The sequence below is a fragment of the Pseudomonas frederiksbergensis genome (assembly GCF_001952935.1).
In the GTDB taxonomy this organism is placed as follows: Bacteria; Pseudomonadota; Gammaproteobacteria; order Pseudomonadales; family Pseudomonadaceae; genus Aquipseudomonas; species Aquipseudomonas frederiksbergensis.
On sequence record NZ_CP018319.1, the window covers coordinates 1,383,768 to 1,408,145 of the forward strand.

General features: G+C 59.1%; 28 protein-coding genes. 19 read left to right on the plus strand and 9 right to left on the minus strand.

The window, feature by feature from the left end; translation table 11 throughout:
* Positions 1-36: 36 nt before the first annotated feature.
* On the minus strand, positions 37-723 hold the full coding sequence (locus tag PFAS1_RS06630; RefSeq protein ID WP_076028612.1) for an LrgB family protein: 687 nt from the start codon (positions 721-723) through the stop codon (positions 37-39).
* Positions 713-1,099 carry a CidA/LrgA family protein gene (locus PFAS1_RS06635; protein ID WP_076028613.1) on the minus strand — a complete coding sequence of 129 codons (387 nt, stop codon included), beginning with the start codon at positions 1,097-1,099 and terminating at the stop codon, positions 713-715. The genes PFAS1_RS06630 and PFAS1_RS06635 overlap by 11 nt, the downstream gene beginning before the upstream one ends.
* A gap of 96 nt (positions 1,100-1,195) precedes the next feature.
* Here PFAS1_RS06635 and PFAS1_RS06640 point away from each other — a divergent pair, with 96 nt between their 5' ends.
* Positions 1,196-2,092, plus strand: a complete 897-nt coding sequence (locus PFAS1_RS06640; RefSeq protein WP_076028614.1) for a LysR family transcriptional regulator — start codon at positions 1,196-1,198, stop codon at positions 2,090-2,092.
* Here the strand turns inward: PFAS1_RS06640 and PFAS1_RS06645 are convergent.
* Positions 2,073-2,528: a flavodoxin gene (locus PFAS1_RS06645; protein WP_076028615.1), complete on the minus strand. Its 456-nt coding sequence runs from the start codon at positions 2,526-2,528 to the stop codon at positions 2,073-2,075. The genes PFAS1_RS06640 and PFAS1_RS06645 overlap by 20 nt on opposite strands.
* 154 nt (positions 2,529-2,682) lie before the next feature.
* Between PFAS1_RS06645 and PFAS1_RS06650 the strand changes: the two genes are divergently transcribed.
* Complete coding sequence (locus PFAS1_RS06650; RefSeq protein WP_076028616.1) at positions 2,683-3,159, plus strand: PAS domain-containing protein; 477 nt, start codon at positions 2,683-2,685, stop codon at positions 3,157-3,159.
* 54 nt (positions 3,160-3,213) lie between these two features.
* Entirely contained in the window at positions 3,214-3,819 is a 606-nt protein-coding gene (locus PFAS1_RS06655; RefSeq protein WP_076028617.1) for a hypothetical protein, read from the plus strand.
* A 1-nt stretch (position 3,820) separates the two neighbouring features.
* On the opposite strand, the gene PFAS1_RS06660 is transcribed toward PFAS1_RS06655, so the two are convergent.
* Complete coding sequence (locus tag PFAS1_RS06660) at positions 3,821-4,780, minus strand: MerR family transcriptional regulator (RefSeq protein WP_076028618.1); 960 nt, start codon at positions 4,778-4,780, stop codon at positions 3,821-3,823.
* A gap of 211 nt (positions 4,781-4,991) precedes the next feature.
* Here PFAS1_RS06660 and PFAS1_RS06665 point away from each other — a divergent pair, with 211 nt between their 5' ends.
* The gene (locus tag PFAS1_RS06665; protein ID WP_076028619.1) at positions 4,992-5,561 is read left to right on the plus strand and encodes an antibiotic biosynthesis monooxygenase; all 570 of its coding nucleotides are present in this window, start codon (positions 4,992-4,994) and stop codon (positions 5,559-5,561) included.
* Between the two features lie 37 nt (positions 5,562-5,598).
* On the opposite strand, the gene PFAS1_RS06670 is transcribed toward PFAS1_RS06665, so the two are convergent.
* Positions 5,599-6,546: an IS110 family RNA-guided transposase gene (locus PFAS1_RS06670; RefSeq protein ID WP_074871984.1), complete on the minus strand. Its 948-nt coding sequence runs from the start codon at positions 6,544-6,546 to the stop codon at positions 5,599-5,601.
* Between the two features lie 388 nt (positions 6,547-6,934).
* Between PFAS1_RS06670 and folM the strand changes: the two genes are divergently transcribed.
* The 10 genes from folM (at position 6,935) to PFAS1_RS06720 (ending at position 15,052) form a co-directional block, all read left to right on the plus strand.
* Positions 6,935-7,645, plus strand: a complete 711-nt coding sequence (folM, locus tag PFAS1_RS06675) for a dihydromonapterin reductase (protein ID WP_076028620.1) — start codon at positions 6,935-6,937, stop codon at positions 7,643-7,645.
* Positions 7,646-7,667: 22 nt separating this feature from the next.
* Positions 7,668-8,243, plus strand: coding sequence for a GTP cyclohydrolase I FolE (gene folE / locus PFAS1_RS06680; protein WP_076028621.1), 576 nt, complete (start codon positions 7,668-7,670; stop codon positions 8,241-8,243).
* 2 nt (positions 8,244-8,245) lie between these two features.
* Positions 8,246-8,617: a dihydroneopterin triphosphate 2'-epimerase gene (folX, locus tag PFAS1_RS06685; RefSeq protein ID WP_008150698.1), complete on the plus strand. Its 372-nt coding sequence runs from the start codon at positions 8,246-8,248 to the stop codon at positions 8,615-8,617.
* A 67-nt stretch (positions 8,618-8,684) separates the two neighbouring features.
* Entirely contained in the window at positions 8,685-8,981 is a 297-nt protein-coding gene (locus tag PFAS1_RS06690; protein WP_074873820.1) for a DUF1244 domain-containing protein, read from the plus strand.
* Positions 8,974-9,312: a HopJ type III effector protein gene (locus tag PFAS1_RS06695; RefSeq protein WP_076028622.1), complete on the plus strand. Its 339-nt coding sequence runs from the start codon at positions 8,974-8,976 to the stop codon at positions 9,310-9,312. The genes PFAS1_RS06690 and PFAS1_RS06695 overlap by 8 nt, the downstream gene beginning before the upstream one ends.
* A gap of 279 nt (positions 9,313-9,591) precedes the next feature.
* The gene (locus PFAS1_RS06700) at positions 9,592-10,842 is read left to right on the plus strand and encodes a 2-aminoadipate transaminase (protein WP_076028623.1); all 1,251 of its coding nucleotides are present in this window, start codon (positions 9,592-9,594) and stop codon (positions 10,840-10,842) included.
* A gap of 131 nt (positions 10,843-10,973) precedes the next feature.
* Positions 10,974-11,948: an amino acid ABC transporter permease gene (locus PFAS1_RS06705; RefSeq protein WP_076028624.1), complete on the plus strand. Its 975-nt coding sequence runs from the start codon at positions 10,974-10,976 to the stop codon at positions 11,946-11,948.
* Between the two features lie 60 nt (positions 11,949-12,008).
* Positions 12,009-12,737, plus strand: a complete 729-nt coding sequence (locus tag PFAS1_RS06710) for an amino acid ABC transporter ATP-binding protein (RefSeq protein ID WP_139273434.1) — start codon at positions 12,009-12,011, stop codon at positions 12,735-12,737.
* A 46-nt stretch (positions 12,738-12,783) separates the two neighbouring features.
* Positions 12,784-13,611, plus strand: a complete 828-nt coding sequence (locus tag PFAS1_RS06715) for a transporter substrate-binding domain-containing protein (protein WP_083671774.1) — start codon at positions 12,784-12,786, stop codon at positions 13,609-13,611.
* A gap of 157 nt (positions 13,612-13,768) precedes the next feature.
* Positions 13,769-15,052, plus strand: a complete 1,284-nt coding sequence (locus PFAS1_RS06720) for an NAD(P)/FAD-dependent oxidoreductase (protein ID WP_076028626.1) — start codon at positions 13,769-13,771, stop codon at positions 15,050-15,052.
* Between the two features lie 179 nt (positions 15,053-15,231).
* Here the strand turns inward: PFAS1_RS06720 and trxB are convergent, their stop codons facing one another.
* Complete coding sequence (gene trxB, locus PFAS1_RS06725) at positions 15,232-16,188, minus strand: thioredoxin-disulfide reductase (RefSeq protein WP_074873813.1); 957 nt, start codon at positions 16,186-16,188, stop codon at positions 15,232-15,234.
* Positions 16,189-16,504: 316 nt separating this feature from the next.
* Between trxB and cysZ the strand changes: the two genes are divergently transcribed.
* Both cysZ and PFAS1_RS06740 read left to right on the plus strand, forming a co-directional pair.
* A complete protein-coding gene (gene cysZ, locus PFAS1_RS06735) occupies positions 16,505-17,257 on the plus strand; it encodes a sulfate transporter CysZ (protein ID WP_076028627.1) in 753 nt (250 codons plus the stop codon).
* A gap of 40 nt (positions 17,258-17,297) precedes the next feature.
* Positions 17,298-18,497 carry a glycosyltransferase family 4 protein gene (locus PFAS1_RS06740; RefSeq protein WP_076028628.1) on the plus strand — a complete coding sequence of 400 codons (1,200 nt, stop codon included), beginning with the start codon at positions 17,298-17,300 and terminating at the stop codon, positions 18,495-18,497.
* Positions 18,498-18,623: 126 nt separating this feature from the next.
* Here PFAS1_RS06740 and PFAS1_RS06745 read toward each other — a convergent pair whose 3' ends face one another.
* From PFAS1_RS06745 to PFAS1_RS06755, 3 genes are all read right to left on the minus strand, one after another.
* Entirely contained in the window at positions 18,624-19,727 is a 1,104-nt protein-coding gene (locus tag PFAS1_RS06745) for an NADH:flavin oxidoreductase (RefSeq protein ID WP_076028629.1), read from the minus strand.
* 157 nt (positions 19,728-19,884) lie between these two features.
* Positions 19,885-20,367: a glutathione peroxidase gene (locus tag PFAS1_RS06750; RefSeq protein WP_074873809.1), complete on the minus strand. Its 483-nt coding sequence runs from the start codon at positions 20,365-20,367 to the stop codon at positions 19,885-19,887.
* A gap of 124 nt (positions 20,368-20,491) precedes the next feature.
* Positions 20,492-20,977: an FKBP-type peptidyl-prolyl cis-trans isomerase gene (locus PFAS1_RS06755; RefSeq protein ID WP_008150718.1), complete on the minus strand. Its 486-nt coding sequence runs from the start codon at positions 20,975-20,977 to the stop codon at positions 20,492-20,494.
* Here PFAS1_RS06755 and PFAS1_RS06760 point away from each other — a divergent pair.
* From PFAS1_RS06760 to PFAS1_RS06770, 3 genes are read left to right on the plus strand one after another with little or no spacing between them, the layout of a single operon-like run.
* Complete coding sequence (locus PFAS1_RS06760) at positions 20,946-21,284, plus strand: DUF3565 domain-containing protein (RefSeq protein WP_074873808.1); 339 nt, start codon at positions 20,946-20,948, stop codon at positions 21,282-21,284. The two genes, PFAS1_RS06755 and PFAS1_RS06760, sit on opposite strands and share 32 nt — an antisense overlap.
* Positions 21,285-21,344: 60 nt before the next feature.
* The gene (pta, locus tag PFAS1_RS06765; protein WP_008150719.1) at positions 21,345-23,444 is read left to right on the plus strand and encodes a phosphate acetyltransferase; all 2,100 of its coding nucleotides are present in this window, start codon (positions 21,345-21,347) and stop codon (positions 23,442-23,444) included.
* Positions 23,445-24,353, plus strand: coding sequence for an acyltransferase (locus PFAS1_RS06770; protein WP_076028630.1), 909 nt, complete (start codon positions 23,445-23,447; stop codon positions 24,351-24,353).
* The last annotated feature ends 25 nt before the right edge of the window (positions 24,354-24,378 follow it).

Sequence of the window (24,378 nt, forward strand, 5' to 3'; positions counted from 1 at the left end):
CCGGCGAGTCAGTACGCCAATGAATGTGGATCCATGTCAAAGTACTGCCGCCAACAAGGGTGCGGCGAACAGATTCAGCAGCCCCGTCAGAACCATGACTAACCCCGCCACCGAGCCCTCTTCCCCCCCCACTTCATGTGCTCGACTGACCCCGGCACCGTGAGCACCGACACCAAATAGCGCCCCTCGAGCCAAGGCACTGCGCAGGGGCAACCACTTGAGCAGAATGCCGCCGAGCATCGCCCCGAACACCCCGGTGAACATCACAAACACTGCGGTCAGTTCCGGTATGCCACCCAGGTCATGGGCCAGCGGCATGGCAAAAGGTGTGGTGATCGAGCGCGGCACCAGCGACATCGTCACCGAACTGTCTAGTGCCAGCGCCTTGGCCAACCCGAACGAACTGCCGATGGACGCCGCGCTGCCCGCCAGCATCCCCAGCAACAGCGCCGACCAATGCCGCATCAGCATCTGCCGCTGCTGCCAGATTGGTACTGCAAAAGCGACGGTAACCGGCCCCAGCACCAACATCAGCCAATGGGTGTTGCTCGAATATTCGGCATACGCGGTGTGCAGCGGCACAGCGAGCGCCAACAGCAAGGCTGGAACCAGAATCAGTGGCGACAGTACATAGCGCCCAGAGCGACGGTAAATCCAGCGGCTGAATAAATAAGCCAGCAGCGTGAAGGCCAGCCAGAACATTGGCATCAGCTCAAGCTTCACGAGACCTCCTCAACCGCACCACCAGTTCCACGGTAAAGGCAGTCACCAGCATCACCATCAGCGTGCTGACGCCGATCACCAGCAAAATTCGCCAACCGTCGCTGCGCAGCAGACCGCCGTAATCGAGCAGACTCATGAGCGCCGGAATGAAGAACAACAGCATCTCGGCCATCAACAGGCCGGCGCCCATTTGCAGCGCTGCTGGTTTGACCACACCCAAAGCGAACGCCAGCAGCAACAGCACCATACCGATGACACCACCGGGAATCGGCCAGGCAAACCACACGGCCATCTGGCAGCCGAGCAGGTAGATGGCGAGTAGCACGGCCAATTCGGTCGCCAGTCGAGCCAATTTTTTAAAGGTTGATGCATTCATGTCTTCGGTCCTCGCAGGTGCTCATGTTAAGGAGTGGGCTGTCATACCCGAAGCGAATTGTTAGACTCGAAGCCATTCCAAAATGGAATCATACAGATGGAATTCAAACAGCTACGCAGCTTCGTCGAGGTCATGCATCAGGGTGGTTTTACTCAAGCCGCCAAGACCCTGCACATCAGTCAATCAGCGGTGAGCAAACAGATCGCTCAGTTGGAACAGAGCCTCGGCACTGCGCTGCTCGAACGGCAAGGTTCGCAGCTGCGCCTGACTGCCGCCGGCCGCGTGGTTTTGCAACGGGCCGAAGGCATGTTGCGGCTGCGCAACGAACTGCTCAGTGAGCTGGATGACTTGAGCCAACTGGCCCGCGGGGAATTGCGCCTGGGTTTGCCGCTGCTGGGCAGCGACGCGCTGTTCGCCGGACTGTTCGCCGAGTACCGGCGACGCCACCCCAACATCAGCATTCAATTGCTTGAAGGCGGTAGCCTGAGCATCGAACAGGCCGTTTTGAGTGGAGAGCTGGAACTGGGTGGCAGCCTGTTGACGAAGGACCCTCAGTTCGCCTTCCAGCCTTTCTGCGATGAACCGCTGGACGCCCTGCTGCCGGCCGATCATCCGCTGGCGTCGAAGACTGTGATTGGGCTGGAGGAATTGGCCGACACGCCATTCCTGCTGTATCAGCGCAGCTTCGTGCTCAACGACCGCTTGCTGCAAGCCTGCCAGCAACTGGGTTTTACGCCGAAGGAAGGTGGTCGCAGCGGCCAGGCTGACTTTCTTGCGGCGCTGGTGGCGGCCGGTCAAGGAGTGGTGCTGTTGCCGCGCGTGGTGGCTCGCGGGCTGGTGCGGCCAGGCGTGGTGCGCCTGACCTTGAACGCGCCGAGCTATCTACGCTGGGATATCGCCTTCATCTGGCGTCAGGGCGCGTACTTGTCAAAAGCCGCGCAAGCCTGGCTCGCCCTTCTGCGCGAGCGGCCGGTCAGCCCCGCAGAGCGCTGACCAACTCTGCCAGCCAAGGCTCGGCGTCGGTTTCCGGCGTCACGCTTTCGCTGGCGTCCAGGCGCAGCATCGGCAGTACTTCGCGCAGGCCCAGTTCGCCGAACAATTCGCGCATCAATTCGCCGCCACCACAAAACGTGTCGCCGTAACTCGCATCGCCCAAGCCAATCACAGCGCCCGGCAAGCCACGCCAGGCAGCCGGCAGCTGGTCGCGAATAGCGAAATACAACGGTTGCAGGTTGTCCGGCAGCTCGCCCATCCCGGTGGTCGAGGTCACCGCCAGGAAGGCTTCAGGAGCGAAGGCCTGGACCTCGGCGAGACTTGCACGCGGGTTGTGCCAGGCTTCGAAACCTGCTGCTTTTAAAATATTGGCGGCGTGGCGGGCGACTTCTTCTGCCGTGCCGTACACCGAGCCGGAAAGGATGGCGACTTTCATCAATCTGATCCTGAAGCTGAATAAAAAGACGGAGGATATTAACAGCCATGGCAAAAAAGCTGCGATTGACTCTCAATTAACGCTGGTGGCCAGTAGACAGCAATGAGTCTTCTTCTAGAATGCAGCGCTCAATCAAATTGGAAAGGATTCTCCGATGATTAACGCCCAACTGCTGCAAATGGTGATCAACGCTTCCAACGACGGCATCGTGATTGCCGAAAAGGAAGGCGAGCAGGACAACATCCTGATTTACGTCAACCCGGCATTCGAACGCCTGACGGGTTACACCAGCGAAGAAATCCTCTATCAGGATTGCCGTTTTCTTCAATCCGGGGACCGCGACCAGGAAGCGCTTCCGATGATCCGCGAAGCCTTGAGCAGTGGTAGGTCCTGCCGGGAAATCCTCAGGAATTATCGCAAGGACGGCACGCCGTTCTGGAACGAACTGTCCCTCTCGACGATAAAGAACCCTGATGACGGACAGACTTATTTCATCGGTGTGCAGAAAGACGTCACCCTTCAGGTCAAGGCCCAGCAGCGCGTCGCGCAGTTGGAGGCACAATTGGCTGAGGTCCAGGCCGAGCTTGCCGCACTAAAAGCGACGAACGGCGAAAACAAAACGAAGAATTGATTGTCATTAACTACAATCACCGGTGACTTTGTAACTTTTTCTGTCGAGCAGATCATGCAACGCGACGCACTCCTGACCCAGGATGAGCTGGATTTTATCCAGACAATGCAACACAACCCGCAACTCAATGTGCGGGATGCGACGTCGAGCCTGCTCGTCAACGGTGGTTCACAGATCCGTGACCTGCTCACGCGCCTTGCCGCTCATGAGCAAGTCACCATCCAGGCCAACTTCGAAAATCAGCAAATGACTTTCCCTCTGCACTTGGTGGAAGACGAGTTTCACGCGATGCATTTACGCCTCGGCGTCCCCAGCATCTATGAAGACGGACCGATGATCCGGCCATGGCGCCTGGTCCTCGAAGAACCGGTAGCGCTGGAGAATGCCAATGGCCAGCCCGGTACGATGTGGGTGCACGAAGTGTCTTTCAAAGGGGTTTTGCTGGAAGTTCGCAACAAGACCAAGCCACCCAAGCATTTCGCCTTGTGGTTCAGCCCGTCTGGCTACGAGCGCATCGCGTTGCGCGGCACCTTCGAGAAAGAAACCGAGAACGGCTTCTATGCCTACCAGTTGAATCAGGATGACAAGGACGAAACCGAGCGCCTGCGCCAGTACATCCTTCAACAGCATCGGCTGACGCATCCGGCCATGCATCTCTGATTCAGGTGTCCAGGTTGCCTGTCAGGAATTGTTTCAAACGCTGACGCATGACCAATCCTTCGTTACCCAGACATCCAATCGACGATCCCGCCAGGCTTTCCTGCACCAGATCGGACGCATCCCCCGCCAGCAACAACTGACAATCCAGGCTCAAGGCCAGGCGCTTCAATCGCCGGGGCAACTCGAGCGCAGGTGCGTGATTGGAAATCAGCACCAGCGCCTGGGGCTTGACTCTTTCGCAGACCAGGGCCAGTTCATCGAATGGCTGACCGATAGCCAACACTTGAATAGCCGAATCGACACTGCTCAATAACAGCGCCGTTACCAGCACATCGAGTTCACGACACTGATCGCTCAGGGAGCAGACAATCACCCGTCGCGGTTGCAGGACACGCACCAGCAGCAGGCGTTGCAACACTCGAGAACGCAGAAAACCATCCAGGAAAAGCCACTCGCTGGCCTGGCCGAATGCTTCATGGCGCTGGCGCAGTTGCTTCCAGAGTGGAAGCAGAATGTCCTGAAACACGACAGTCAGCGGATAACTGGAAAAGATCTGTCCATAAACCTGTTCCAGTTGCACCTCGTCGAATGCATTCACCGCCGCCTGAACCTGTTGCTGCCATTGCGTGTGGTCAGCCTGTACGAGTTCATTGGGGATGATGTGCGACAGGGCCTGTAGCGGTGCAATTCTGGCCAGGATCTTGCCGACTTTACCCACAGCAACGCCGCGTTCGATCCAGCCAAGGATGCTGCGGACACGATCGATATCGGTCATCGAATACAGTCTGTGCCCACTTTCGGTGCGCGCCGGCTGGATCAGCCCATAGCGGCGCTCCCATGCACGTAGCGTGACCGGGTTGACCCCCGTCAGGCGCGACACTTCGCGAATCGGAAACAGTTCTTCCTGTTCAAGTGGAAGACCGGGCTGCAATCCAGGGACAACATCAGTCAGGACAGGCATTTTTTAATTCTACGTCCATGTATAAATTGGATCCCATTCTACCTCCCTTGCCCCCATACCATTCAAGACGTTGCTGGCGACAAACATCCCTGACGTACCCGGCAGAATCAGGAATAATCCTTGCTTGTTCCACGACGCAGCCCACCACCCCGGCGCTGCGCCTGGCGAAACTCCTACCCGGAGCGACGCGATTGTTATACGGAGATGCACAATGTCTACCTCACCCGTCACGCTGATGGTTGCGCGCCGCGTCGCCGTTGGGCGTTATCAAGACCTGATTACCTGGTTGCGCGAAGGCGAACAACTGGCCACCGATTTTCCCGGCTATCTCGGCTCTGGCGTGCTCGCTCCGCCGCCCGACGATGACGAATTCCAGATTATTTTCCGCTTTGCCGACGAGCAGACTTTGCACGCCTGGGAACATTCCGCCTCGCGCACTGCATGGCTGGCACGCGGCAGTGACTTGTTTGCCCATCCAACGGAACATCGAGTCAGCGGCATCGAAGGCTGGTTCGGCGCGGCTGGCCAGCGCCCGCCACGCTGGAAACAGGCCGTGGCGATCTGGTTGGCATTCTTTCCGGTTTCCCTGCTGTTCAACTTTATCCTCGGGCCATTGCTGAGCGACATGGGTTTGCTGAGCCGGGTGTTCATCAGCACCTTGTGCCTGACCCCGTTGATGGTCTACCTCTTCATTCCGCTGTCGACCCGTCTGCTGGCCGGTTGGCTGAACACCACGCCGCAACGGCCGCTGCCCGCTGCACCCACTCCTCAAAACCACTAATTTCCCTGTGGGAGATTCTATGGTTGAGGGAAAGCCCTCAACTGGCTTTTGGCTGATATTCGCTTTGCCCTTTCAGCAAGGCGAATACCACCCGAGCAAGCTTGCGAGCCAGCATCACCAGCGCCTGAGTGGTGCTGAAACCCCGCGTTCTTTGTTCTTCGTAATACCCTTTCCAGGCTTTCGTACGGCTAGCCGACATCGCTGCATTGTGCAGAAGTCGGCGGGCCTCGGGGTCGCCGCGCTTGGTCAAACTGCGGCGAGCGTCCTTCTGTCCTGATTTCGCCACCCGTAAATCCATGCCCAGGAAGGCGATAAATGCATCCGCGTTTCTAAAATCTCCTCGCTGAAATGCAGTTATCAAGCGGGCCCCAGTCAAAAATCCAATACCCTCAACTTTCAGGCAGCGCTTCAATTGACCGAGCAAACCGGCTTCTTTGAGCTGATCGTTGATCGTCTTTTCGATCAGCGTCTCAAGCTGCTGCATGGACTTCACTTGCTCGGCAAAAGCCGCCTTGAGCAGCGGCTCATTCGACCAGCTCTGCACCAGGCCGACCCTGGCCTGGACCAAGGCTGCGCGACGGCGGAAAAGGCTCAGGAGCTGGCGGTACAGCGGTGAGGGCGGGGTCCAAGGACGCAACTCCTCGGCTTCGTTCTTCAAGTAACGAGCCAGCAGCTTGGCATCCAGTGCGTCGGTTTTGGCGCGGATCTTCACGCCTTCGCGATAATGTTTGAGTTCATAGCCTCCCACCATGTAAATCGTGCAACCGGCCTCATAGGCCAGATCAGCGAAGTCCAGGTGGTAAATGTTGGTCGCCTCAATGGCAATAGCCACCGTCCCCGACAACGCCTTCAGCCACTGCTTGATGGATGTTTTGGTGTTGGGAATCTCTTCAAGCAAATCCCCATCAGACTGATAAATCACCAGTTCATTCTTGGCGACATCCACACCTACGATCGGCTTTGTGACAGAAACCGGCATTGCCATTGGATTTCCTCCGGGATATGGTTTTAAGCACTTGAAGGGCTCACCCAGAGGCGCAGGCTTGTTCCTATCGTCGGTCTAGCCAGATGCATTCTTTATCGGCGCTTGGGTGAAAGGAGGAGGGGCGAAATCTCCCACGGTCTGTACTGCGTCAACAGTCAGAATCGAGCCTTGTCCCTCCTCCTCCCTTCAAGTCCTACCATACAAGCGAGCCGGCTCCGGGCGGCGTTCCGACGATGAGGCCATAACATTCAACATCTTTGTTGGCTGTAATACCGCCATGGTCGGAACGCCGCCCGGAGCCGGCTCGCTCCCACAGGGAAAGCCCCACGGTAGGTGAATGCCGCCGCGCGCTGGTATAGTTTTGCTCTTACCGCGACGCGAGCCGTTCATGACCTCTTCCGTAGCCCCAATCCTCATCACTGGCGCCGGCCAACGTGTCGGCCTGCACTGTGCGCAGCGTTTGCTCGAGGATGGCCAGCCGGTGATCTTCAGCTACCGCAGTGAACGCCCCGGCGTGCAAGTCCTGCGCGAACGGGGGGCTATCGCGGTGTTTGCCGACTTCGCCACTGAAGCCGGGATCTTCGCGTTCATCAGCGAACTGAAAAACCACACCGACAGCCTGCGGGCAATCGTCCACAACGCCTCCGAGTGGCTGGCCGAAACCCCGGACACCGACGCCGTAGCCTTCACCCGCATGTTCAACGTCCACATGCTGGCGCCCTACCTGATCAATCTGCATTGTGCCGACTTGCTGCAACGCTCAAGCCCCGCCGACATCGTGCACATCAGCGATGACGTGACCCGCAAGGGCAGCAGCAAGCACATTGGCTATTGCGCCAGCAAAGCCGGTCTCGACAGCCTCACCCTGTCCTTCGCCGCGAAATACGCGCCGACAATCAAGGTCAACGGTATCGCGCCAGCCCTGCTAATGTTTAACCCCGACGATGACGCGGCATACCGCGCCAAGGTATTGGCCAAATCCGCGCTGGGCATCGAACCCGGCGGCGAAGTGATCTACCAGAGCCTGCGTTATTTGCTCGACAACCCTTATGTCACCGGCACGACCCTGACCGTCAACGGCGGACGGCACATCAAATAAGCGGCCCCCGCGAGGATGTTCCATGACGTTTTCCCTGCCCCAGAACGCCCTGTCCCAGAACTACCGCGAGATCCTCATCGGCCTCGGTGAAAACCCCGACCGCGAGGGTCTGCAAGACACCCCGGTTCGGGCGGCAAAAGCCATGCAGTACCTCTGCCGTGGTTATGAGCAAAGTGTCGAAGAGATCGTCAACGGCGCGCTGTTCGCTTCCGACAACGATGAAATGATCATCGTCGACAACATCGAGCTGTACTCGCTCTGCGAACATCACATGCTGCCCTTCATCGGCAAGGCGCATGTGGCTTATATTCCAACGGGCAAAGTGCTGGGCCTGTCGAAGATTGCGCGACTGGTGGACATGTTCGCCCGTCGCCTGCAAATCCAGGAAAACCTCACTCGGCAAATCGCCGAAGCTGTACAGCAAGTGACCGGCGCGGCGGGCGTTGCGGTGGTCATCGAAGCCAAGCACATGTGCATGATGATGCGCGGCGTCGAGAAACAGAATTCGACCATGAACACCTCGGTGATGCTCGGCGCCTTCCGCGAGTCGAGCAATACCCGCCAGGAGTTCCTGCAATTGATTGGACGGAGCAAGTAGCAATGCCACAACTTCAACCAGGAACGGCACGCATCCGGGTCAAGAACCTGTGCCTGCGGACCTTCATCGGGATCAACGAGGATGAAATCCTCAACAAGCAGGATGTGCAGATCAACCTGACCATCCTGTATGCCGCTCAGGAAGCGGTGCGTGACAACGACATCGATCACGCGCTGAATTACCGCACCATCACCAAGGCGATCATCGCCCACGTGGAAGGCAATCGCTTCGCGCTGCTCGAACGCCTGACCCAGGAAATTCTCGATCTGGTCATGGCCAACGAGTCGGTGCTGTACGCCGAGGTCGAAGTCGACAAGCCCCACGCCCTGCGTTTCGCCGAGTCGGTATCGATAACGCTTGCAGCGAGCCGCTGACCGCGTCTGGCGCATTGTTCGTCAGACTTTTATCATCCGCGCACGATTTGATTGCACAGAGCCCGCCATGAACGATCAACAACGCCTGGAACTCGAAGCCGCCGCCTTTCGCCGGCTGGTCGCCCATCTGGACAGCCGCAAGGATGTGCAGAATATCGACCTGATGAACCTCTCCGGTTTCTGCCGCAACTGCTTGTCCAAGTGGTACAAGGCCGCTGCCGATGAACGCCAGATCGAGGTCAGCCTCGATGAAGCCCGCGAAGTGGTTTACGGCATGCCGTACGCCGAGTGGAAAGCCCAATACCAGCAAGAAGCCAACGCCGAACAACAAGCGGCGTTCGCCAAAGGAAAACCCAATGAGTGATTTGAACACCCTGCGCGCCAGCCTCAAGAGCGGCGAACACGCTTTTGCCGACACCCTGGCTTTCATCGCCGCCGGCTACGACTATCAGCCTCAGGCTTTCAACAACGGCGGCGTGGAAAACGCAGCCGGGCAGAATGAAGGCTCGTGCAAGACATTGGGTCTGGCGCTGCTGGAAGGCTTGAGCGATGAAGAAGCGCTGTTGGCGTTCGGCGAGCATTACCGTTCGGTGGTGGCGACGCCTGAAGGCAGCGATCACGGCAATATCCGCGCGCTGATTGCTCATGGCCTGGCCGGTGTGAAGTTCACTCAACAGCCGCTGAACCGCCGCTGATTCAACGCCCGCAAAGTACATCACGAGCGACACTGAACCTGTGGCGAGGGAGCTTGCTCCCGCTGGACTGCGCAGCGGTCCCCTTCTTTTTAGATAAGCAGGGTCGCTTCGCGACCCAACGGGAGCAAGCTCCCTCGCCACAGGTTACGCGTCGCCATCGATCGGTACAGGCAACATCCCGACTTTTAAGATTGACCCGGCCACTTTATTTCGTTTGCCCCAAACCACTGCTCACGGCTTAGATAAAAAGAAGCATCCCTTCTTCAGAGTCGGTCATCCATGAGCAGCGTAACCATCAGCCAGTCGATCAACATCGTTCATCCCGTCACGCTCAGCCACGGCAAAAATGCCGAGGTCTGGGACACCGATGGCAAACGCTACATCGACTTCGTCGGCGGTATCGGCGTACTGAACCTCGGCCATTGCCATCCGCGCATCGTCGAGGCCATTCGCGAACAAGCCACGCGGCTGACCCACTACGCGTTCAACGCCGCCCCGCATGTGCCCTACATCGAACTGATGGATCGCCTCACCGCGTTTATTCCGGTGGACTACCCAGTCAGCGGCATGCTCACCAACAGCGGCGCGGAAGCGGCCGAAAACGCCCTGAAGATCGTGCGTGGCGCCACCGGTCGCACGGCCGTCATCGCCTTCGACGGCGCCTTCCACGGCCGTACCCTCGCCACGCTCAACCTCAACGGCAAAGTCGCGCCCTACAAACAGAAAGTCGGCGTGCTGCCGGGTACGGTTTTTCACTTGCCATACCCGAGCAAGGACAACGGCGTGACCTGCGCCGAGGCCCTGAAAGCCATGGACAGGCTGTTCAGCGTCGAGATCGACGTCGATGACGTCGCCTGCTTTATCGTCGAACCAGTGCAGGGCGAATCGGGCTTCCTCGCGCTGGACGTGGAGTTCGCCCAGGCGCTACGCCGCTTCTGTGATGAAAAGAACATCCTGCTGATCGCTGATGAAATCCAGTCCGGCTTCGGTCGCACCGGCCAGCGCTTTGCCTTCTCGCGACTGGGCATTGAACCCGATCTGATCCTGCTCGCTAAAAGCATTGCTGGCGGCATACCGCTGGGTGCGGTGGTCGGGCGCAAGTCGCTGCTCGACACCTTGCCCAAGGGCGGACTGGGCGGCACCTATTCGGGCAACCCGATTGCCTGCGCCGCGGCACTGGCAACCCTGGACGAGATGACCGATGCGAACCTGCACGCCTGGGGCTCGCAACAGGAAGAAGCCATCGTCAGCCGCTACGAGGCCTGGCGCGCCAATAAGCTTTCCCCGTTTCTGGGCCGCTTGACCGGCGTTGGCGCGATGCGCGGTATCGAACTGATCAATCCCGACGGCACACCCGCCTCAGCGCAGTTGACCCAACTGCTGGCCCTGGCCCGCGACGCGGGCTTGCTGCTGATGCCCAGCGGCAAGTCGCGAAACATCATTCGACTGCTGGCACCGCTGACTACCGAGGCAGCGGTGCTGGAAGAAGGGCTGGATATTCTCGAGGCCTGCCTGGCGAACCTTTCCTGAAAAGCAAACTACGATCAGGGACTGACATAGCGAATTATGTTCGCTTGTAGTCCCCGATTTTGCGTCGCAATACTCACCCACTACCCCTTTTACCAAGCGAGATCACTACCACTTACAAGCCTGAGGCATTCATGTATCACGACAATATAATTTATAAAAAAAAGTCCAATGATCCTCAATTCCTGCTTGGCGTAGCCGTGGTGCTGTTTCTCGGCTCCTACCTGATGAACCTGGGTAACAGCGCCCTCAGTCAGTTCCTGCATCCACTGCTGGGCAATGCCCCGGACAGCCTGACCGCTCGCAATATCGCCATAGGCCTGGCGATTGCTGCGCTGGGCACGCTGAACTTTCACGTCCTCGGGCGCTTGAAGTTCAAGGTGCAGACCACCGTGGTCTGGATCGAACTGCTGATCCTGTTCCTGGCGTTCTTCGACACCTTCGACCTTTCCTACAGCTTCATCCTCGACAAGATCGGTTTCCTGATCATCCAGGGCGCCGCGACCACGCTATACATTTCCGCCATCGCAATTGTGATTGCCTTCGTGCTTGCCTTGATCGGTGCCGTGGCCAAGCTGTCGAACAATGGCCTGGCCAATGCCATCGCCTCGTTCTACACCTCGTTCTTTCGCGGTGTTCCGCTGCTGATCCAGATCTACCTGATTTACCTTGGACTGCCGCAACTGGGTTATGTGGTGGACGCCGTGCCCGCCGGCATCCTCGCGTTGTCGCTGTGCTACGGCGCTTACATGACCGAGATTTTTCGTGCGGGGATCCAGAGCATTCCGGTAGGTCAGTGGGAGGCCTCGCGAGCCCTGGGCATCAGCCCGTTCAAGACCCTGAGCCGGGTGATCATGCCGCAAGCCTTGCGGGTGATCATCCCGCCCACCGGCAACCAGTTCATCGCCATGCTCAAGGACAGTTCGCTGGTGTCGGTGATCGGTGTCTGGGAATTGATGTACCTGGCCAAGACCCAGGGCCGCGCGGACTTCCGCCACCTGGAAATGCTGATCACCGCCGCGATGATTTACTGGGCCCTGTCGTTCATCCTCGAACGGGTGCAGGCGCGGATCGAAAAACGGGTCAACCGATCCATTGCAAGGGGTTGATGAGTGATGACTACGGCAGAACGACTCGACCTGGCACCTGTTGCGCAGGCCAGCCCTTCGATGATTTCCATCACCGGCCTGAACAAGTGGTACGGCGATTTTCACGCCTTGCGCAATGTCGACCTGAACGTTGCCACGGGCGAAATCCTGGTGGTGTGCGGGCCGTCGGGCTCAGGCAAGTCGACGATGATTCGTTGCATCAACCATCTGGAGAATTTCCAGGAAGGCCACATTCAGGTCAACGGCATCACCCTCACCAGCGAGGCAGAAAGTGTCAGCGCGGTGCGCCGGGAAATCGGCATGGTGTTCCAGAGCTTCAACCTGTTCCCACATTTAAGCGTGATGGACAACCTGACCCTGGCCCCGCAACTGGTGCAAGGCGTGTCGAGCGCCGAGGCGAAAAAGCGCGCTCAGGTTTACCTGGAACGGGTACGCATTGCCGAACATGCCCACAAATACCCTTCGCAACTGTCCGGTGGCCAGCAGCAGCGCGTGGCGATTGCCCGGGCGCTGTGCATGAACCCCAAAGTAATGCTGTTCGACGAACCAACTTCGGCCCTCGATCCTGAAATGGTCCACGAAGTGCTGGACGTGATGGGCGAGTTGGCCACCGACGGCATGACCATGATTTGCGTGACCCACGAAATGGGTTTTGCCAGCAAGGTCGCCGACCGCGTGCTGTTCATGGACCAGGGCCAGGTCATCGAACAAGCCACCCCTTCCGAGTTCTTCAACAATCCGCAAACCGAACGCGCGCAGAAATTCCTGTCGCAGATCATTGGTCACTGAGCAGCGCTTTGCCCCTTCATAACAAAAACGAAAAGTGGAGATGGACATGGTCAGCAGAAAACACGTAATCGCAGCCGCAATGTCGCTGGTGTTCGTCGGCGCCGCCAATGCCGGAGCTGTTCTGGACAAAATCCAGAGCAGTAAAACAATGACCGTCGCCACGTCGGCAACCTGGCCACCCCAAGGGTTTATCAACGACAAGAATGAAATCGACGGGTTTGATATCGACGTATCCAAGGAGATCGCCAAGCGTCTCGGCGTCGAGGTCAAGTTCATCACCCCCGATTGGGACGTAATCACCGCCGGCAAGTGGAACGGGCGCTGGGACATGTCCGTGGGCTCGATGACCGCCACCAAAAGTCGCGCGCGAATTCTCGATTTCCCCGCGACCTATTACTACGTGCCTTACGTGTTTGCGGTTCACAACAAATCCGCCCTCACCGACCACAAAGCGCTCAATGGCAAAACGATCGGTGTCGAAGGCGGCACCACGTCCGAGGACTATTTCAGCCAGGCGCTGGCCATCGAAACCACTGACGTGCCGCCCGTCGTTTATGACGTAAAGACCACAAAAATGAAGACTTACTCCGGTTCCGTCGGACCGCTGGACGATCTGCGTCTGGGTGACGGTACCCGGCTCGACGCCATTCTCACTCAACGCAGCACACTGGACGCCGCTGTGAAGAGCGGTTACCCGCTACGGGCCGTCGACAATGCAGTGGCGTTCTACGAACCCCTGGCCATTGCCACCGACAAGGGTGACGCGGAATTGAAGGCCAGGCTCGGCCAAATCATCGGCGAGATGCACAAGGACGGCACGCTGACCAAGCTGTCGAACAAGTGGTACGGCGTGGATTACTCAACCGTCAAATAACCCCACCTACCCCTGTGGGAGTGAGCCGGCTCCGGGCGGCGATCCGACGATGGCGGCCTAACATTCAACATTGATACTGAATGTTATGGCCTCATCGTCGGATCGCCGCCCGGAGCCGGCTCACTCCCACAAAAAAGCAATTTTTCAAGGATTGACCATGTCCTTCCCCACCACCTGGTACTCCCAAACCTCGCTGCCCCGCGCGGCCAGGTCCGAATTGAACGCCGATGAAACCTGCGACGTCTGCATCATCGGCGCCGGGATCGCGGGCCTCACCGCTGCCCTGGAGCTGACCCGGCGCGGCAAACGCGTGATCATCCTCGAAGCCCAGCAAGTCGCCTGGGGCGCGTCCGGTCGAAACGGCGGCGTGGTCTCGCCAGGCTGGGCTGAAGGGTCGGGGGCGATCCGCAAGAAACTTGGTCTGGAGCAGGCCAAGGCGTTATTCCAAATGTCAGTCGAGGGCGTCGAGATCGTCCGCCACAACATTGCCGAACTGACTCTGACCGGTTGCGCGCCATCGGCAGGTACGATCCGGGTCAAGCGTTACGACGACGGCGCCGAGGTGAAAAACCATATCGAGACCATGCGCCGCGACTTCGGTTATGAACTCAATTTCCTCGACACCGCCCAGGTTCGCGAACGCGCGCACACCTTGCGTTACTTCCAGGGTGTCGAAGATCCGAACGCCCTGCATTTCCATCCGCTGAACTATTGCCTGGGCCTGGCACTCGCCATCGAAGCGGCTGGAGGCCGGATTTACGAACAGTCAAAAATGCTCGCCTGGCATCGCGAAGGCGACGACAAAATTGTCCAGACCGCCAACGGCACCCTCTGCTGCAAGGACCTGGTGTTCTGCGCCGGCGGCTACGGCGGCCCGGAACTGCAAAAACTCAGCCGCGCCTACCTGCCCATCGCGACCTATGTGGTGCTGACTGAACACCTGGGCGACTCGATCAAAAACGTCCTCGACTCCGGCGCCGCGTTCTCCGACGACCGTCGCGCCTCGGATTACTACCGCGTGGTCGAAGGCGACCGCCTGCTCTGGGGCGGACGCATCACCACCCGCAACGAACAGAACGAAAAGGCCCTCGCCACCATGCTCAAGGCCGACATGGTGTCGGTCTATCCACAACTGGCCCCGGTCAAAATCGAATTGGCATGGTCGGGCCTGATGGGTTATTCCACCAACAAGATGCCCAACCTGGGATTGCTCGAACCGGGCGTCTGGGCCTGTACCTCGTTTGGTGGCCATGGCTTGAATACCGGTTCGATTGGCGGCAGGGTCATCGCCGAAGCGGTGTGCGGGGAGAGTACGCGTTATCAGCTGTTCAAACCGTACCTGCTGGACTGGAACGGCGGACCGTTCGGACGGATTGCCGCCAATGCCATCTATCAATCGCTGAAGGTCATGGACTTCGTCCAGGAACGGCTGAAAGGCTGAGAGCACAACATTTCCCCTGTGGGAGCGAGCCTGCTCGCGATAGCGATTTATCATTAAACAATGAGGTCGACTGACACACCGCTATCGCGAGCAGGCTCGCTCCCACAGGGTTGATCGGACATTCTGCAAGTACAAAAAAACCGGCCGAAGCCGGTTTTTTGTTTTCTACAGAATCAGAATCAAGCGTTCTGCAGATCGTCGAGGTAGCGCTCGGCGTCCAGTGCAGCCATGCAGCCAGCGCCGGCCGAGGTGATGGCCTGACGGTAAACGTGGTCAGCCACGTCACCGGCGGCAAAGATACCTTCGAGGCTGGTGGCAGTGGCGTTGCCGTCACGGCCGCCCTGCACAACCAGGTAGCCGTCTTTCAACGTCAGCTGGCCTTCGAACAGCGACGTGTTCGGGGTGTGGCCGATGGCGATGAACACGCCGTCGACGGTCAGCTCGTCGAAGCTGCCATCGTTGTTCTTCAGGCGGGCACCGGTCACGCCCATGTTGTCGCCCAGGACTTCGTCCAGCGTCGCGTTCAACTTCAAGACGATTTTGCCTTCGGCAACCCGGGCATTGAGCTTGTCGATCAGGATCTTCTCGGCGCGGAAGGTTTCGCGACGGTGGATCAGGGTGACCTTGCTGGCGATGTTGGCCAGGTACAGCGCCTCTTCAACCGCGGTGTTGCCGCCACCGACTACAGCCACTGGCTTGTTGCGGTAGAAGAAACCGTCACAGGTCGCGCAGGCCGAAACGCCTTTGCCCATGAACGTTTCTTCCGACGGCAGGCCCAGGTAACGAGCGCTGGCGCCGGTGGCGATGATCAGCGCGTCGCAGGTGTAAGTTGCGCTGTCACCGGTCAGGGTGTACGGCTTGGCAGCGAAGTCCACGGCATTGATGTGATCGAAGACGATTTCGGTTTCAAAGCGCTCGGCGTGCTCTTTCATGCGGTCCATCAGCGCCGGGCCGGTCAGGCCGTGGACGTCGCCAGGCCAGTTGTCGACTTCGGTGGTGGTGGTCAGTTGACCGCCGGCTTGCATGCCGGTGATCAGCAGTGGCTTGAGGTTGGCACGGGCGGCATAGACTGCGGCGCTGTAACCGGCAGGGCCGGAACCGAGAATAATCACTCGCGAATGACGGACTTCAGACATGACCTGCTCCTGTTGACCGGCCCGAAACTTCTGGCGCGGAACGCCGGGTTGCCGGCGGGAATAAAAAAGGACCGTTGAAAGCACTTGGGGAAGGCTTGGGTTCGACAGTCCTGTAAAAAGTATGGGGTGCAGCGTATCGAGGTGGCGAAGATTAAGGAAATACGGTTTAACAATCCAGCTCATAGGCGGTCTCTATCCGGTCACGATGGATACATAGGCGCCTTTGTTACAGTTAATGTCGATGCTGCTACCGCGCTTTCGTCCGTCAGGCAAAGCCGGTAAGGTCGGCGCGTTTCCCCTTTGCTCGGAGCACGTTATGCCCGCCCCCGTTCTGTCCGGCCCACAATACCTGCGCGAAGGCCTCAAGTTGGTCTTGAGCCCAAGCCTGCGTTTGTTCGTGCTGTTGCCCTTGGTGATCAACCTGGTGCTGTTCGTCGGATTGATCTATCTGGCCAGCCATCAATTCAGCCTGTGGGTCGATACGTTGATGCCGTCCCTGCCCGATTGGCTGAGTTTTCTCAGTTACATCCTGTGGCCGATTTTTGTCGTGCTTGTCGTTTTTATGGTGTTTTTCACCTTCACCATGCTCGCCAACGTCATCGCAGCACCGTTCAATGGCTTCCTCGCCGAGAAAGTCGAAGTAGTGGTACGCGGCACCGACGACTTCCCGGCCTTCAGCTGGGGCGAACTGATCGCCATGATCCCCCGCACCCTGTCCCGCGAGATGCGCAAACTCGGCTACTTCCTGCCTCGCGCCATCGGGCTTTTCATCCTTTCGTTCATCCCGGTGGTGAACATCATTGCCGCGCCATTGTGGCTGCTGTTCGGGGTGTGGATGATGGCGATCCAGTACATCGACTACCCAGCGGATAACCACAAACTGGGCTGGAACGAGATGCTCGCCTGGCTGCGCGAGAAGCGCTGGCAGAGCATGAGTTTTGGCGGCAGCGTTTATCTGGTGCTGCTGATTCCGGTGGTCAACATCCTGATGATGCCGGCCGCGGTGGCGGGTGCGACGCTGTTCTGGGTGCGTGAACGCGGCGCGGAAAACCTGGTGGTCCAGCGCTGACCCGGTCACAAATTCATCATCCCACCGTCACATTGGCGACATGGCCTCAGCCGACACTGAGGTCATGACGACAGCTCTGCATATCACTCTGATCACCGAAACCTTCCCTCCCGAAATCAACGGAGTGGCCAATACCCTCGGCCGCTTGTGTGACGGCTTGCGCGCGCGCGGGCATCAGGTCGAACTGGTGCGGCCACGACAGGGTTGCGATCAGCAGCTGGGCAGCGACGATGCGTTGTTACTGTGCCGGGGCTGGCCGCTGCCGGGTTATCCCGGCTTGCAATGGGGTCAGTCGTCGATGCACAAGCTGCTGCGGCGCTGGAAGCGTCATCGGCCGGACGTGCTGTACATCGCCACGGAAGGACCGCTGGGATTGTCCGCATTGCGCGCGGCGCGGCGCTTGGGGATTGCCGTGGTCAGCGGCTTTCACACTAACTTCCAGCAGTACTCCAGCCAGTATGGGCTTGGTCTGCTGACGCGATTGCTGACCCACTACCTGCGCTGGTTTCACAATCGTTCGACGCTGACCCTGGTGCCGAGCGCGAGTCAAAGAATGGAACTGGAGCGCCGGCATTTCGAACGCCTGGCGCTGCTGTCGCGAGGGGTCGACAGCCAGTTGTTTCACCCGACCAAGCGCCTGACGTCGCTACGCGAACAGTGGGGTCTGGCTGACAGTGACATTGCCGTCATCCATGTCGGTCGCCTGGCACAGGAGAAAAATCTCGGCTTGCTTAAACGCAGTTTCGAAAGGCTGCGCACGACTTATCCACAGAAAAACCTGAAGTTGATCGTGATCGGCGACGGCCCGCAACGAGCGGTCCTGGAGAAAGAACTGCCCGAGGCGATTTTCTGTGGCTCTCAACGCGGCGAAGCCTTGGCCAGTCACTATGCGTCGGGGGATGTGTTTCTGTTTCCAAGCCTGACCGAGACGTTCGGCAACGTGGTGCTTGAGGCATTGGCTTCGGGTTTGGGTGTGGTGGCTTACGACCAAGCGGCGGCGGCCCAGCACATTCGCCATGGTTACAACGGCGTATTGGCGATGCCGGGGGACGAAGAGGCGTTTTGCGATGCGGCGTGCTGGCTGCTGGAGAAGCGCGAAACTTTGCGTTGCGTGCGGCTTAATGCGCGTCAGCATGCGAGTCGCCAAGAATGGGCAGCGATTATCGAGCAGTTTGAGGGGCAGTTGCGCGGGGCATGCGTGGGGGAGCAAGTGGTACCGAATGCATCGATCGCGCCCTGAATTTTTGGTGACATTGAGTCAGCCATCGCGAGCAAGCTCGCTCCCACATTCGACCGCATGTCTCTGGAAGAACTCGGTCACCTGTGGGAGCGAGCTTGCTCGCGATGGCGTCAGTGAAAGCGCCGCTTAAACCAGGGTCATCAACGCCTCACGGCTGAACGGCAGGATGTCTTCTTCACGGCCGTCTCGCACTTTCTGCGCCCAGTCCGGGTCCACCAGCAGCGCACGACCGACGGCCACCAGATCGAACTCATCATTGTTCAAACGCTCCAGCAGTTTCTCTAGGCTGGCCGGCTGCGCGATCTTGTCGGTGTTGACCATGAACTGCAGGAACTCGCCATCCAGGCCGACACTGCCCACGGTGATGGTCGGTTTACCGGTGAGCTTTCGGGTCCAGCCGGCCAGGTTCAGCTCGGAACCGTCGAACTCCGGCTCCCAGAAACGCCGCGTCGAGCAATGGAAAATATCCACGCCGGCGTCGGACAACGGCTTGAGGAATTCGCCCAACGCTTCGGGTGTTTGCACCAGACGCGCGGTGTAATCCTGCTGCTTCCACTGCGAGAAGCGGAAGATGATCGGGAAGCCTTCGCCGACCGCGGCACGCACGGCTTGAATCAATTCGATGGCAAAACGCGAACGGTTGGCCAGGCTGCCGCCGTATTCATCGGTGCGCTGGTTGCTGCCTTCCCAGAAGAACTGGTCCACGAGGTAGCCGTGGGCCCCATGAATCTCCACGCCGTCCATGCCGATGCTCTGGGCATCTTTGGCGGCCTGGGCAAATGCGGCGATCACGTCCTGGATATCTTGCTGGGTCATGCCGTGAACCACGACCTGACCGTCCTTCAGTTTCTCCGACGGACCGTAACCCGGCACGCTGGCGTCTGGCTCGGTGCCGATACGGCGCACGCTGCCGACATGCCACAGCTGAGGAACGATCTTGCCGCCCTCGGCATGAACCGCGTCGACTACTTTTTTCCAGCCGGCCAGCGCCGCTTCACCGTAGAAATGCGGCACGTTCGGGTAACCGTTGGAAGCCTTGTGGCCGACGGTGGTGCCTTCGGTGATGATCAGGCCCACACCCGCAGCGGCGCGGCGACGGTAGTACTCGATCACTTTGGAATTGGGCACGCCACCCGGCGAAAACGAACGGGTCATCGGCGCCATGACGACGCGGGTCGGCAATTCGAGGGTGCCGAGGTGGAACGGTTTGAACAGGGCTTTGACGGGCATGGGACGCTCCACAAAAACGGTATCGACGGGACAGAAATTTTATGACGGCGATAATATGCGGAGCGGCAAGCGATGCACAGCACTATTGATTTTGGTGATTGAGGTTCAAAAGGCAGGCATAAAAAATCGCAGCTCAGTGGCTGCGATTTTTTTTGGTTCAGCTCAGCGCTTTTTCGATCGCATGAACGACAGTCGGATCATCCGGCGCCGTGCGCGGCGAGAACCGCGCCAGCACGCGACCATCCTTGCCCAGCAGGAATTTCTCGAAGTTCCAGGTAATGTCACCGGGAAATTCAGCACCCTCGCCCGCCAGCAGACGGTACAGCTGATGACGGTCATGACCGTTGACTTCCAGCTTGCTGGACAACGGAAAACTCACACCGTAGTTGAGGCTGCAAAACGCCTGGATCTCTTGCTCGGTACCCGGTTCCTGCCCGGCAAACTGGTTGCACGGCAGGCCCAGTACGCTGAAGCCTTTGTCCTTGTATTGCTGGTAGAGGTTTTCCAGCGCCGCGTATTGTGGGGTCAAGCCACATTTGGAGGCGACGTTGACCACCAGCACGACGAGCCCCTTGAAGGGCGCCAGAGGTAGTTCCTGACCATCCAGGCCTGTCAATTTAAGGTCGTGAAAAGCACTCATGACGAACTCCAGATTCCCGTGTTCTTCTCGAAACAGCCACTTGGCGGTGTACCAGGGACAGCCGCGGACTAAAAAAGGCGCCCCTCGGGCGCCTCTCCAGTTCTCGAAAGCTTAGCGCAGAAAATCAGTGGTGATGGCCACCTTCGCCATGGACGTGACCATGAGCGATTTCTTCCTGGCTGGCATCGCGGATGTCGATGATCTTGACCTGGAAATTCAGACGCTGACCGGCCAACGGGTGGTTGCCGTCGACGGTGACATCGTCGCCGTCCAGATCGCGAATGGTGACGATCTGCATCTGGCCGTCCGGAGCGGATGCGTGGAACTGCATGCCCACTTCCAGCTCGTCGACGCCTTCGAACATGCTGCGGCTCAAGGTGCTGACCAGTTCGGCAGCGTATTCGCCGTAGGCATCTTCAGGTTCAACGGCTACGGTCAGCTCGTCGCCGACTGTTTTGCCTTCCAGTGCCTTTTCCAGGCCCGGGATGATGTTACCTGCGCCTTGCAGGTAGACCAGCGGCGCGCCGCCGGCGGAGCTGTCGATGACCTCACCAGCGTCGTTGGTCAGGGTATAGTCGATGGAGACAGCCTTATTGGCGGCGATCAGCATGGGGCGAGACCTTTTGCATAAGAATGAAGAATGGCCAAGTTTAGCGAAGCAATCGCCCGAAAGCGAACACAACCCGGACAGACGGATGACGGCGAAAGGCTCGACGGTCACAGGCTTCCATCAAGATGAGGACGGGCACTGGGTGGCCGAGCTTTCCTGCGGTCACACCCAGCACTTGCGGCACCAGCCACCGTGGCAATCCCGGGCCTGGGTACTGGACCCTTTGCTGCGTATTGAAAAAATAGGCCAACCCTTTGATTGCGGTTGGTGCGCACAAGGCTCGGTTAGCGATAACCTTGGCGACTGAAATTCGGTAAACGGCCAGACATAGGCCGTCACCATTGCCATGCACCTCCAGAGAATCCGCATGCAAACTTTTTTTATCGCGCCCACCGATTTTGGTGTGGGTCTGACCTCCATCAGCCTTGGGCTGGTGCGTACCCTTGAGCGGGCCGGCCTCAAGGTCGGCTTTTTCAAACCGATTGCCCAGCCACATCCGGGTGACACCGGGCCTGAACGGTCCACCGAACTGGTGGCGCGCACTCACGGTTTGAAACCGCCTCAGCCGCTCGGCCTGGCCCACGTCGAGCGCATGCTCGGCGACGGTCAACTGGACGAGTTGCTCGAAGAAATCATCACCCTCTATCAGCAGGCGGCAGTCGGCAAGGATGTGCTGATCGTAGAAGGCATGGTCCCGACCCGCAGCGCCAGTTACGCCGCGCGGGTCAATCTGCATTTGGCAAAAAGCCTCGACGCCGAAGTGATCCTGGTCTCGGCACCGGAAAACGAAGTGCTGACCGAACTGTCCGGCCGAGTGGAATTACAGGCGCAATTGTTCGGCGGCCCCAAAGACCCGAAAGTCCTCGGCGTGATCCTCAACAAGGTCAAAACCGACGAGAGCATGGAGGCCTTCGCCTCCCGCCTGAAAGAACACTCGCCATTGCTACGCAGCGGTGATTTCCGCCTGCTGGGTTGCATCCCGTTCCAACCGGAATTGAACGCCCCGCGCACCCGCGACGTCGCCGACCTGATGGGCGCGCAGATTCTCAATGCCGGTGATTACGAAACCCGGCGCATGACCAACATCATCATCTGCGCCCGCACCGTGCGTAACACCGTGGAGCTGCTCAAGCCCGGCGTGTTGGTGGTGACGCCCGGTGATCGCGACGACATCATCCTCGCCGTCAGCCTCGCTGCCATGAACGGCGTGCCGCTGGCCGGCCTGTTGCTGACCAGTGACACCCTGCCCGACCCGCGCATCATGGACCTCTGTCGTGGCGCATTGCAGGCTGGCCTGCCGGTGTTGTCGGTAAGCACCGGTTCCTACGACACCGCCAACCAGTTGAACGGTTTGAACAAGGAAATCCCGATCGACGACCGCGAGCGCGCGGAGATCATCACCGATTTCGTTGCCAGCCACCTCGACGCCAAGTGGCTGCATCAACGTTGCGGCACGCCACGGGAAATGCGCCTGTCGCCCGCCGTGTTCCGTTATCAATTGATCCAGCGCGCCCAGGCCGCCAACAAGCGCATCGTTCTGCCCGAAGGCAGCGAGCCGCTGACCGTGCAAGCCGCGGCGATCTGTCAGGCGCGCGGGATCGCTCGCTGCGTGTTGCTGGCGAAACCGGCAGACGTCGAAGCCGTGGCCCGCGCCCAAGGCATCGAGTTGCCGCCGGGGCTGGAAATCCTCGACCCGGACCTGATTCGCGAGCGCTACGTCGAGCCGATGGTCGCCCTGCGCAAAACCAAAAGCCTCAACGCGCCGATGGCCGAGCAGCAACTGGAAGACACCGTGGTGATCGGCACCATGATGCTGGCGCTGGATGAGGTCGACGGATTGGTGTCCGGGGTCATTCACTCCACTGCCAACACCATCCGCCCGGCCTTGCAATTGATCAAGACCGCGCCGGGCTGCACGTTGGTGTCGTCGGTGTTCTTCATGCTCTTCCCCGAGGAAGTGCTGGTCTACGGCGACTGCGTGATGAACCCGCACCCGAGCGCCAGCGAACTGGCCGAGATCGCGCTGCAAAGCGCCGACTCGGCAGCCGCTTTCGGCATCACCCCGCGCGTGGCGATGATCAGCTATTCCAGCGGTGAGTCGGCCAGCGGCGAAGAAGTCGAGAAGGTGCGCGAAGCGACGTTGCTCGCCCATGAACAACAGAACTCGCTGCTGATCGACGGCCCATTGCAATACGACGCCGCCGCCAACGAAACCGTTGCCCGGCAATTGGCGCCGAACAGCCAGGTCGCCGGTCGCGCCACCGTGTTCGTGTTCCCCGACCTGAACACCGGCAACACCACCCACAAAGCCGTGCAGCGCAGCGCCGACTGCGTCAGCCTCGGGCCGATGCTGCAAGGCCTGCGCAAACCGGTGAACGACCTGCCGCGCGGCGCGCAAGTCGATGACATCGTCTACACCATCGCGTTGACCGCGATTCAAGCTGCCAACCGACCTTTGGATCTTTAAATGCTGGATTCCCTACCCGCACCGTTGCGAGGCGTCATTGCCTCGCTGCTGTTGGCGCTGAACACGATTGCCTGCTGCACACCGCTGTTCATCGTGGCGATTTTCAAACTGCTATTGCCCTTCCCCGCCGCCCAGCGTTTTACCGATTGGCTGATGAGCCATATTCACGAAGCCTGGATCAGCAACAACAAGGCCTGGATGGACTTGCTCGGACACACGCGCTGGACACTCAGCGGCCTGGAAGGCCTGGACTATCAGCACTCGTATCTGATCACCAGCAACCACCAGAGTTGGGTCGACATCATGGTGTTGCAATACGTGCTGAACCGGAAGATTCGCCCGCTGAAGTTCTTCCTCAAACAGCAACTGATCTGGGTGCCGGTGATTGGCCTGGCGTGGTGGGCGCTCGGCTTTCCGTTCATGAAGCGCTACTCCAAGGCCTACCTGGAAAAGCACCCGGAGAAGAAAGGCAAAGACCTGGAGACCACCCGCAAGACCTGCGACAAGTTCCGCCATAACCCGGTGGGGATTTTCAACTTCGTCGAAGGCACGCGCTTCACCGAAGGCAAGCATGCCCAGCAGAAATCGCCGTTCAAGCATTTGCTCAAGCCCAAGGCTGGCGGCATTGCGTTTGTGCTGGATGCCATGGGTGAGCAGCTGGAAGCCATCGTCAACGTGACCATTCACTATCCGGCCGGCCGTCCTGGTTACTGGGATTTGCTCTGTGGGAACGTGAAGGATGTGGTGGTGCATTTTCAGGAGCTGAAGATTCCGCCGCAGTTCATCGGCAAGAACTACGACCAGGACGGCGAGTATCGCTTGCAGTTTCAGGGCTGGATCAACCAGCTATGGGAAGACAAGGATGCGCTGCTGGGGCAGATGCATCGCGAGTATCCAGCCAAGTCTTGAGGTGCCTGTACTGGCCTCTTCGCGA